Here is an 8,696-nt window from a genome sequence, read left to right as displayed (position 1 = left end):
GTCGGCGGGTGCGGAGACCTCTGGAGGGGGCGAGCCGACCGTGCCTCTGCTCGGCCGGCTGCTGCGCCGCAAGGGGGCAACCGAGACGGAGGCAGAGGAGGGGCCCGAGCGCGGATAAACTCCGCACTCGTGTCCACTCCGCCGCCCGTTCCCGACGCCGTCACCGGCGCCCCTGCGCGCGTCGTCGTCCTGGTCTCCGGCTCGGGCACCAACCTCCAGGCACTGCTCGACGCGGCCGTCGACCCGGCGTACGGCGCCCGCATCGTCGCTGTCGGTGCCGACCGCGAGGGCATCGAAGGGCTGGCGCGTGCCGACCGCAGCAACGTGCCGACCTTCGTCGCGAGCCTGAAGGACTTCTCCTCCCGCGAGGCCTGGGACAAGGCGCTTGCGGACAAGGTCGACGCCTTCGAGCCCGACCTCGTGGTGCTCGCCGGCTTCATGAAGCTCGTCGGCCCGCACTTCCTCGAGCGCTTCGAGGGCAGGGTCGTCAACACCCACCCGGCGCTGTGCCCGTCGTTCCCCGGCGTCAACGGCCCCGGCGACGCCCTCGCGTACGGCGTGAAGGTCACCGGCGCGACGCTCTTCGTCGTCGACGCAGGTGTCGACACAGGCCCGATCGTCGCCCAGACCGTCGTCCCGGTCGAGGACGACGACGACGTCTCCGCGCTCCACGAGCGCATCAAGGTCGCCGAGCGGCAGATGCTCGTCGACAACGTGGGCCGGCTGGCCCGTGAAGGTTTCCGCATCACCGACAGGAAGGTCCGGTTCGGACTGTGAGCTCCTCCATCGACTTCAGCAAGGTCGAGACCCCCGACAAGGTCAAGATCAAGCGCGCGCTCGTCTCGGTCTTCGACAAGACCGGGCTCGAGGAGCTCGTCCGCGGCCTGGCGGAGGCGGGCGTCGAGCTGGTCTCCACCGGTGGCTCCGCCGCGCTCATCGAGTCGCTCGGCCTGCCGGTCACCAAGGTCGAGGACCTCACCGGCTTCCAGGAGTGCCTCGATGGCCGCGTGAAGACGCTGCACCCGCGCGTCCACGCCGGCATCCTCGCCGACCGCCGCCTCGACGACCACGTCGCGCAGCTCGCCGAGATGGGCATCGAGGCCTTCGACATGGTCGTGGTGAACCTCTACCCGTTCGCCGACACCGTCGCGTCCGGCGCTGGCATCCAGGACTGCATCGAGAAGATCGACATCGGCGGTCCCACGATGGTCCGCGCCGCGGCAAAGAACCACGCCAACATCGCGATCGTCACCGACGGTGCCGACTACGCCGCGGCGCTCGCCGCCGCGCAGGGCGACGGATTCAGCTACGAGGAGCGCAAGGTCCTGGCGACGAAGGCGTTCGTCCACACGGGCACCTACGACGTCCAGGTCGCGTCCTGGATGGGCAACGTCGTCACCGACTCCTCCGAGGGCACCGGCTTCCCCGCCTGGATCGGCGCGACCTGGGACAAGTCGGCGGTGCTCCGCTACGGCGAGAACCCGCACCAGCCGGCGGCGCTCTACCGCTCGGGCTTCGGCTCCGCGGGCCTCGCGGGTGCGGAGCAGCTGCACGGCAAGGAGATGTCGTACAACAACTACGTCGACACCGACGCGGCCCGCCGCGCGGCGTACGACCATGGCGATCAGCCGACGGTGGCGATCATCAAGCACGCCAACCCGTGTGGCGTCGCCGTCGGCGCGGACGTCGCCGAGGCGCACCGACGTGCCCACGAGTGCGACCCGGTCTCGGCCTTCGGCGGCGTGATCGCCACCAACACCGAGGTCTCCGTCGAGATGGCGAAGCAGGTCGCCGAGGTCTTCACCGAGGTCATCGTCGCCCCGTCGTACGCCGAGGGTGCGGTCGAGATCCTCCAGGGCAAGAAGAACATCCGGATCCTCGTCGCCGAGCCGCTCGCGGCCGGTGGCGTCGAGACCCGTCCGATCTCCGGCGGCCTGCTCATGCAGCACGTCGACCAGTTCCAGGCTGAGGGCGACGACCCGGCCAACTGGACGCTGGCCACCGGCGAGGCTGCCGACGAGGCGACCCTGGCCGACCTCGCCTTCGCCTGGCGGGCGGTGCGTGCGGCCAAGTCCAACGCGATCCTGCTCGCTCGCGATGGCGGAGCGGTCGGCATCGGCATGGGCCAGGTCAACCGCGTCGACTCCTGCAAGCTCGCCGTCGAGCGTGCCAACTCCCTGCTGGTCGAAGGAGAGCGCGCAGTGAACCGATCTGAGGGCTCGGTCGCTGCCTCCGACGCCTTCTTCCCCTTCGAGGACGGCCCGCAGATCCTCATCGAGGCCGGCGTGAAGGCGATCGTCCAGCCCGGCGGCTCCGTGCGCGACGAGCTCACCATCGAGCTCTGCAAGCAGCACGGCGTGACGATGTACTTCACGGGTACGCGCCACTTCTTCCACTGAGCGAACGCCGAGGCGGCGCGTACTTGCACCGGTTCCGTGCCGAGGCGGCGCGTACTTGCAGGGATCTGCGAGTACGCGCCGCCTGGGCGCTTGCGGACTGTGAGTTCGCGCGCCTCGGCGTACATCATCGAAATCCAGAGCGAGTGCTGTTGCGGATTGCGGTACGCAATGCGTAAGTCGCAACACGCCCGGGATGAGCGACGGCTCGCTGGAGGCGGCCGTGACCACTAGACTGCCGCGCGTGACTGCACAGAAGCTTGACGGCACCGCCACCTCCGCCGCGATCAAGGACGAGCTCAAGTCCCGCATCGCCGCCCTCCGCGATCAGGGTGTCGTGCCCGGTCTGGGCACGATCCTGGTCGGCGACGACCCGGGCTCGCGGTGGTACGTCGGCGGCAAGCACAAGGACTGTGCCGAGGTCGGCATCGAGTCGATCCGCATCGACCTGCCCGAGACCGCCTCGCAGGAGGAGATCGAGGACGCCGTCCGCGAGCTCAACGAGAACCCGGCGTGCACCGGCTACATCGTGCAGCTCCCGCTTCCGCGCGGTCGTGACGAGAACCGCGTGCTCGGCCTGATCGACCCCTCCAAGGACGCGGACGGCCTGCACCCGACCAACCTCGGCTGGCTCGTGCTCGGCAAGGAGGCGCCGCTGCCCTGCACGCCGTTCGGCATCGTCGAGATCCTGCGTCGCCACGGCGTCGAGATCGCCGGCAAGGAGGTCGTGGTCGTCGGGCGCGGCGTCACCGTCGGCCGCCCGCTGGGCCTGCTCATGACGCGCCGTAGCGAGAACGCCACCGTCACCCTCTGCCACACCGGCACCGTCGACCTGGCCGCCCACGTGCGGAAGGCCGACATCGTCGTCGCGGCCGCCGGCGTCCCCGGCATCATCACCGCCGACATGGTCAAGCCCGGCGCCGCCGTCCTCGACGTGGGCGTCTCGCGCGTCGACGGCAAGGTCACAGGCGACGTCGCCGACGACGTCTGGGAGGTCGCAGGCTGGGTGTCGCCCAACCCCGGCGGCGTCGGCCCGATGACGCGGGCCATGCTGCTGGCCAATGTCGTGAGCATCGCTGAGAGCAAGCTGGCCTGACGTGAGCGACGAGCCGGTCGACGCGACCGAAGCGGTTGCCGATCCGGCGGACGCCACCGAGCCGATCCTCCCCGAGGACGCGGACCTCCCCGACGACGTCGTGGCCGGCGTCGACGCCGTGCGCGGGCCGCTGCCGCCGCTGCGCGACATCGCGCGCGTCAAGCAGCCCTCGACGATCGGCGGCGCGGTCTACCTCGTGGTGCTCGTGCTCGCCCTGGTCGGCATCGGCATCGCCGCGACCGGCAACTGGCGGCTCGGTGTCTCCTGGCTGGGCAGCTCGCTGCTCGTCGCCACGGCCGGTCGGCTGCTCCTGCCCGGCGACGACGCCGGCATGCTCGGCGTACGACGTCGGCGGTTCGACACGTTGCTGGTCGGCAGCGTGGGGATCGTGCTGATCGTCCTGGCGATCACGATCCCGGACCAGCCCGTCTGACCAGGATCCGGGGCTGAAGACGCCGAAACCCGGGTTCCGGCGCACCAGAAACCCGGGTTTCGACGAGGGGTCAGATCAAGCCGAGCTCGGTGACCGCGGCCTTCTCGTCGGCCAGTTCGGCGACGGAGGCGTCGATGCGGCCGCGCGAGAACTCCGAGATCTCCAGTCCCTGCACGATCTCCCAGTTGCCCCCGGAGGTGGTGACCGGGAACGACGAGATGAGGCCCTCGGGGACGCCGTAGGAGCCGTCGGAGACGACTGCCATCGAGACCCAGTCGCCCTCCGGGGTGCCGTTGAGCCAGTCGCGGGCGGCGTTGCAGGTGGCCGATGCGGCGGACGCGGCCGAGGAGGCGCCACGGGCGTCGATGATCGCCGCGCCGCGCTTGGCGACGGTCGGGATGAAGAACTCCTCGACCCAGGCCTGGTCGTCGACGACCTCGGCGGCGTTCTTGCCGGCGATCTCGGCGTGGAAGAGGTCGGGGTACTGCGTGGCGGAGTGGTTGCCCCAGATCGTCATCTTCGTGATGTCGTTGACCGAGGCGCCGGTCTTCGTCGCCAGCTGCGAGATCGCCCGGTTGTGGTCGAGCCGCGTGAGCGCGGAGAAGCGCTCGTCGGGGATGTCGACGGCGTTGGTCATCGCGATCAGCGCGTTGGTGTTGGCCGGGTTGCCGGTGACGCCGATGCGGACGTCGTCGGCGGCGACCTCGTTGAGCGCCTTGCCCTGGGCGGTGAAGATCGCGCCGTTGGCCGACAGCAGGTCGCCGCGCTCCATGCCGGGACCGCGCGGGCGCGCGCCGACGAGGAGGGCGAGGTTGACGCCGTCGAAGATCTTCGTCGGGTCGGCACCGATCTCGACGCCGGACAGCAGCGGGAAGGCGCAGTCGTCGAGCTCCATGACAACGCCCTCGAGAGCCTTGAGGGCGGGCTCGATCTCGAGCAGGCGGAGCTCGATCGGGCGGTCGCCGAGGGCGCCGCTGGCGAGACGGAAGAGAAGGCTGTAACCGATCTGGCCGGCGGCGCCGGTGACGGCCACCTTGAGCGGTGCCACGGTCGGGTTGGTGCTCACGACAACTCCTGGACGGGGGAGGGGACTGCGGATGCGCTCGACGCTAGCAGCGGTCCCGACCGTGAGGGAGTGCGTCCGATTTCCAGTCCGTGCAACAGACATCTGCGCGACACGCACTCTTATCTTGAATGATTCCAGAAAAGGTGCCATGGTGAAGCCATGACCCCGCGCCCCGACTACTCGGTTCTCCTTCGAGGTGCCGACCTCCGCGTCACCCGCCCGCGGGTGGCGACGATGGAGGCTGTCTGCGGCCATCCCCACGCGGACACGGAGACCGTCATCTCCGTCGTACGCCGGGGGCTTCCGGAGGTCTCGCACCAGGCCGTCTACGACTCGCTCGCGGCGCTGACGGCGGCGGGCCTGGTCCGCCGGATCCAGCCGCACGGCCACGTGGCCCGTTACGAGTCGCGCGTGGGTGACAACCACCACCACGCGGTCTGCCGCTCGTGCGGCGCGATCGCCGACGTCGACTGCGCCGTCGGCGCGGCTCCCTGTCTCGACCCGTCGTCCGACCACGGCTTCGCGATCGACGAGGCCGAAGTCATCTACTGGGGCACCTGCCCCGCCTGCTCGTCCGTCCGTTCCTGAAAACCCGTAGTGAAAGGTTGCTCCCCATGACCGACCCCTCCGCCAATCCCCTCGGCGGCTGCCCGATCGACCACAGCGGCGTGACCGGTCAGGGGAGCGAGAGCGAGAACCCCGCGCTCGACTCGCCGCAGCCGAAGACCTCGCGCCCGCACTCCAACCGTGACTGGTGGCCCAACCAGCTCAACCTCGCGCCGCTTCGCCAGCACGGCGACAAGTCGAACCCGCTCGGCGACTTCGACTACTCCGCGGCGCTCGAGGGCCTCGACGTCGAGGGCCTCAAGGCCGACGTCAAGGCCGTCCTGACCGACTCGCAGGACTGGTGGCCGGCTGACTTCGGTCACTACGGCGGCCTGATGATCCGCCTCTCGTGGCACGCCGCGGGCACCTACCGCATCTACGACGGTCGCGGTGGCGCCGGCGACGGCGGCCAGCGCTTCGCCCCGCTCAACTCGTGGCCCGACAACGGCAACCTCGACAAGGCCCGCCGCCTGCTGTGGCCGGTCAAGAAGAAGTACGGACAGGCGATCTCCTGGGCCGACCTGCTCGTCCTCGCCGGCAACGTCGCGCTCGAGGACATGGGCTTCGAGACCTTCGGCTTCGCCTTCGGTCGCCCGGACGTCTGGGAGGCCGAGGAGGTCTTCTGGGGTCCCGAGGACACCTGGCTCGGTGACGAGCGCTACGCCGGTGAGCGCGAGCTCGCCGAGCCGCTCGGTGCGGTCCAGATGGGCCTGATCTACGTCAACCCCGAGGGCCCCAACGGCAACCCGGACCCGCTGGCTGCTGCCCGCGACATTCGTGAGACCTTCCGCCGCATGGCGATGAACGACGAGGAGACCGTCGCGCTGATCGCCGGCGGCCACTCCTTCGGCAAGGGCCACGGCGCCGGTGACCCGGACCTCGTCGGTGTGGAGCCCGAGGGTGCCGCGATCGAGGAGCAGGGCTTCGGCTGGAAGAGCTCGTTCAACTCCGGCAAGGGTGTCGACACGATCACCTCTGGCCTCGAGGTCACCTGGACCCCGACCCCCACCTCGTGGGGCAAGGGCACGGGCTTCTTCGACATGCTCTTCGGCTTCGAGTACGAGCTCGACAAGACGCCGTCGGGCGCCCACATCTGGACCGCCACGGACGCCGACGCGATCATCCCCGGCGCCCACGGTGAGCCGAGCAAGAAGCCGCAGATGCTGACCACGGACCTCGCGCTCCGCGTCGACCCGACGTACGAGGAGATCTCGCGCCGGTTCCACCAGAACCCCGACGAGTTCCGCCTGGCCTTCGCCAAGGCCTGGTACAAGCTGCTCCACCGCGACATGGGCCCGCTCTCGCGCTACCGCGGTCCGTGGGTCGCCGAGGCGCAGATCTGGCAGGACCCGGTCCCGGCCCAGCAGGGTGCCCTCATCGACGACGCGGACGCCGCGTCGCTCAAGGCGAAGATCCTCGAGGCGGGCCTCTCGGCCGCGCAGCTCGTGTCGGCCGCCTGGGCCGCTGCCTCGTCGTTCCGCAACTCCGACAAGCGCGGTGACGTCAACGGTGGTCGCATCCGCCTCGAGTCGCAGCGCAGCTGGGACGTCAACAACCCGGCCGAGCTCGCCAAGGTCCTCGACGTGCTCGAGCAGGTCAAGGCCGGCTTCGACACCGACGCCAAGCAGGTCTCGATCGCCGACCTCGTCGTCCTCGCGGGCAACGCCGGTGTGGAGCAGGCTGCCAAGGCGGCCGGCCACGACGTGACGGTGCCGTTCCGTGCGGGTCGCACCGACGCCACCGAGGAGCAGACCGACGTCGAGTCGTTCAAGGTCCTCGAGCCGCGCGCCGACGGCTTCCGCAACTACCTCCGCAAGGGTGACAAGACCCCCGCCGAGGTGCTGCTGGTCGACCGGGCCAACATGCTCTGCCTGACCCCGCCGGAGATGACCGTCCTCGTCGGCGGCCTGCGTGGCCTGGGCATCAACCACGGCGCCACCAACCACGGCGTCTTCACGGACCGCGTCGGCGCGCTGACGACGGACTTCTTCACGAACCTGCTCGACATGGGCACGGAGTGGAAGCCGTCGGCCTCGGAGGAGAACGTCTACGAGGGTCGCGACCGCGTCTCCGGTGAGGTCGTCAAGACCGCGACCGCCGTCGACCTGGTCTTCGGCTCCAACTCGGAGCTCCGGGCGCTCGCGGAGGTCTACGCCCAGGACGACGCCCAGGCGAAGTTCGTCAACGACTTCGTCGCGGCGTGGACCAAGGTCATGGAGCTGGACCGCTTCGACCTGGCCTGAGCCAGCACGCACGAAGGGCCCGGTCACCTCACGGTGGCCGGGCCCTTCGGCGTACGACGGGGGTGTGGCTGGGTCAGAAGCGGTCGTCGACCTTGTCGGCTGCGTCGCCGATCGCGTCGGCGATGTCGTCCTCGCCGCGGTAGAGCAGGGCGCCGAGGACGCCGCCGACGATCGGGGCGACGATGAAGAGCCAGACCTGGGCCAGGCCGTCCATGTTGAACCAGGCGACCGCCAGCGACCGGGCCGGGTTGACCGAGGTGTTGCTGACCGGGATCGAGACCAGGTGGATCAGGGTCAGCGTGAGGCCGATCGCGAGGCCCGCGAAGCCCGGGGTGGCGGCGCGTGCGCTCGCACCCAGGATGACCCGGATGAAGATCGCGGTCATGACGACCTCGACGACAGCCACGGCGAGGAGGCTGTAGCCGTCGGGGGAGTGCGAGCCGTAGCCGTTGGTGGCGAAGCCGTCGCCGGTGGTGAAGCCGTCCTTGCCCGACGCGATCACCCAGAGGATCCCGGCGCCGAGCGTGCCGCCGAGCACCTGTGAGACCACGTAGCCGGGAACCTCGGTCCACGGCAGTCGTCCCGCCGTGGCCATGCCGACCGTGACGGCCGGGTTGAAGTGGCCGCCCGAAACGTGCCCGAAGGCGTAGGCGCCGGCGACCACGGTCAGGCCGAAGGCGAGCGCGACGCCGGGAACTCCGACGTACTCGCCGGCGAGCACGGCCGTGCCGCAGCCGCCGAGGACGAGCACGAGCGTGCCGAGGAACTCGGCCGTCCAGCGCGAGGCCGGACCGTAGGTGGGTGCAGACATTCAGTACCTCCCGAAGAAAAAGTGGTGTCCCCCGTGATGCTGACG

At 70.1% G+C, this 8,696-nt stretch carries 8 protein-coding genes; 6 read left to right on the top strand and 2 right to left on the bottom strand.

Annotated features, from left to right (window positions below):
* The first annotated feature begins 129 nt into the window (after positions 1-129).
* The 4 genes from purN (at position 130) to VLF38_RS11140 (ending at position 3,925) form a co-directional block, all read left to right on the top strand.
* On the top strand, positions 130-777 hold the full coding sequence (purN, locus tag VLF38_RS11155; RefSeq protein WP_325271333.1) for a phosphoribosylglycinamide formyltransferase: 648 nt from the start codon (positions 130-132) through the stop codon (positions 775-777).
* Entirely contained in the window at positions 774-2,399 is a 1,626-nt protein-coding gene (purH, locus tag VLF38_RS11150; RefSeq protein ID WP_325271332.1) for a bifunctional phosphoribosylaminoimidazolecarboxamide formyltransferase/IMP cyclohydrolase, read from the top strand. The genes purN and purH overlap by 4 nt, the downstream gene beginning before the upstream one ends.
* 241 nt (positions 2,400-2,640) lie before the next feature.
* Entirely contained in the window at positions 2,641-3,492 is an 852-nt protein-coding gene (locus VLF38_RS11145; RefSeq protein ID WP_325271331.1) for a bifunctional methylenetetrahydrofolate dehydrogenase/methenyltetrahydrofolate cyclohydrolase, read from the top strand.
* Position 3,493: 1 nt separating this feature from the next.
* Positions 3,494-3,925, top strand: a complete 432-nt coding sequence (locus VLF38_RS11140; RefSeq protein ID WP_325271330.1) for a DUF3017 domain-containing protein — start codon at positions 3,494-3,496, stop codon at positions 3,923-3,925.
* 70 nt (positions 3,926-3,995) lie between these two features.
* On the opposite strand, the gene VLF38_RS11135 is transcribed toward VLF38_RS11140, so the two are convergent.
* Positions 3,996-4,991 carry a malate dehydrogenase gene (locus VLF38_RS11135; RefSeq protein ID WP_414689391.1) on the bottom strand — a complete coding sequence of 332 codons (996 nt, stop codon included), beginning with the start codon at positions 4,989-4,991 and terminating at the stop codon, positions 3,996-3,998.
* Between the two features lie 159 nt (positions 4,992-5,150).
* Here VLF38_RS11135 and VLF38_RS11130 point away from each other — a divergent pair, with 159 nt between their 5' ends.
* A complete protein-coding gene (locus VLF38_RS11130; protein WP_325271329.1) occupies positions 5,151-5,579 on the top strand; it encodes a Fur family transcriptional regulator in 429 nt (142 codons plus the stop codon).
* Between the two features lie 26 nt (positions 5,580-5,605).
* Entirely contained in the window at positions 5,606-7,840 is a 2,235-nt protein-coding gene (gene katG / locus VLF38_RS11125; protein ID WP_325271328.1) for a catalase/peroxidase HPI, read from the top strand.
* Positions 7,841-7,913: 73 nt separating this feature from the next.
* Here the strand turns inward: katG and aqpZ are convergent, their stop codons facing one another.
* Positions 7,914-8,651 (bottom strand): aquaporin Z, encoded by a 738-nt coding sequence (gene aqpZ, locus VLF38_RS11120; RefSeq protein ID WP_325271327.1) that lies wholly within the window; start codon positions 8,649-8,651, stop codon positions 7,914-7,916.
* Positions 8,652-8,696 lie beyond the last annotated feature (45 nt).

It is taken from the genome of Nocardioides sp. (assembly GCF_035481145.1).
Lineage (GTDB): Bacteria > Actinomycetota > Actinomycetes > Propionibacteriales > Nocardioidaceae > Nocardioides.
This window is presented reverse-complemented; position numbering and strand designations above follow the sequence as displayed.

Bases quoted from the DNA above. Each gene is read 5' to 3' on its own strand.
- VLF38_RS11130 (WP_325271329.1), top strand. From the start codon at position 5,151: ATGACCCCGCGCCCCGACTACTCGGTTCTCCTTCGAGGTGCCGACCTC.
- katG (WP_325271328.1), top strand. From the start codon at position 5,606: ATGACCGACCCCTCCGCCAATCCCCTCGGCGGCTGCCCGATCGACCAC.
- aqpZ (WP_325271327.1), bottom strand. From the start codon at position 8,651: ATGTCTGCACCCACCTACGGTCCGGCCTCGCGCTGGACGGCCGAGTTC.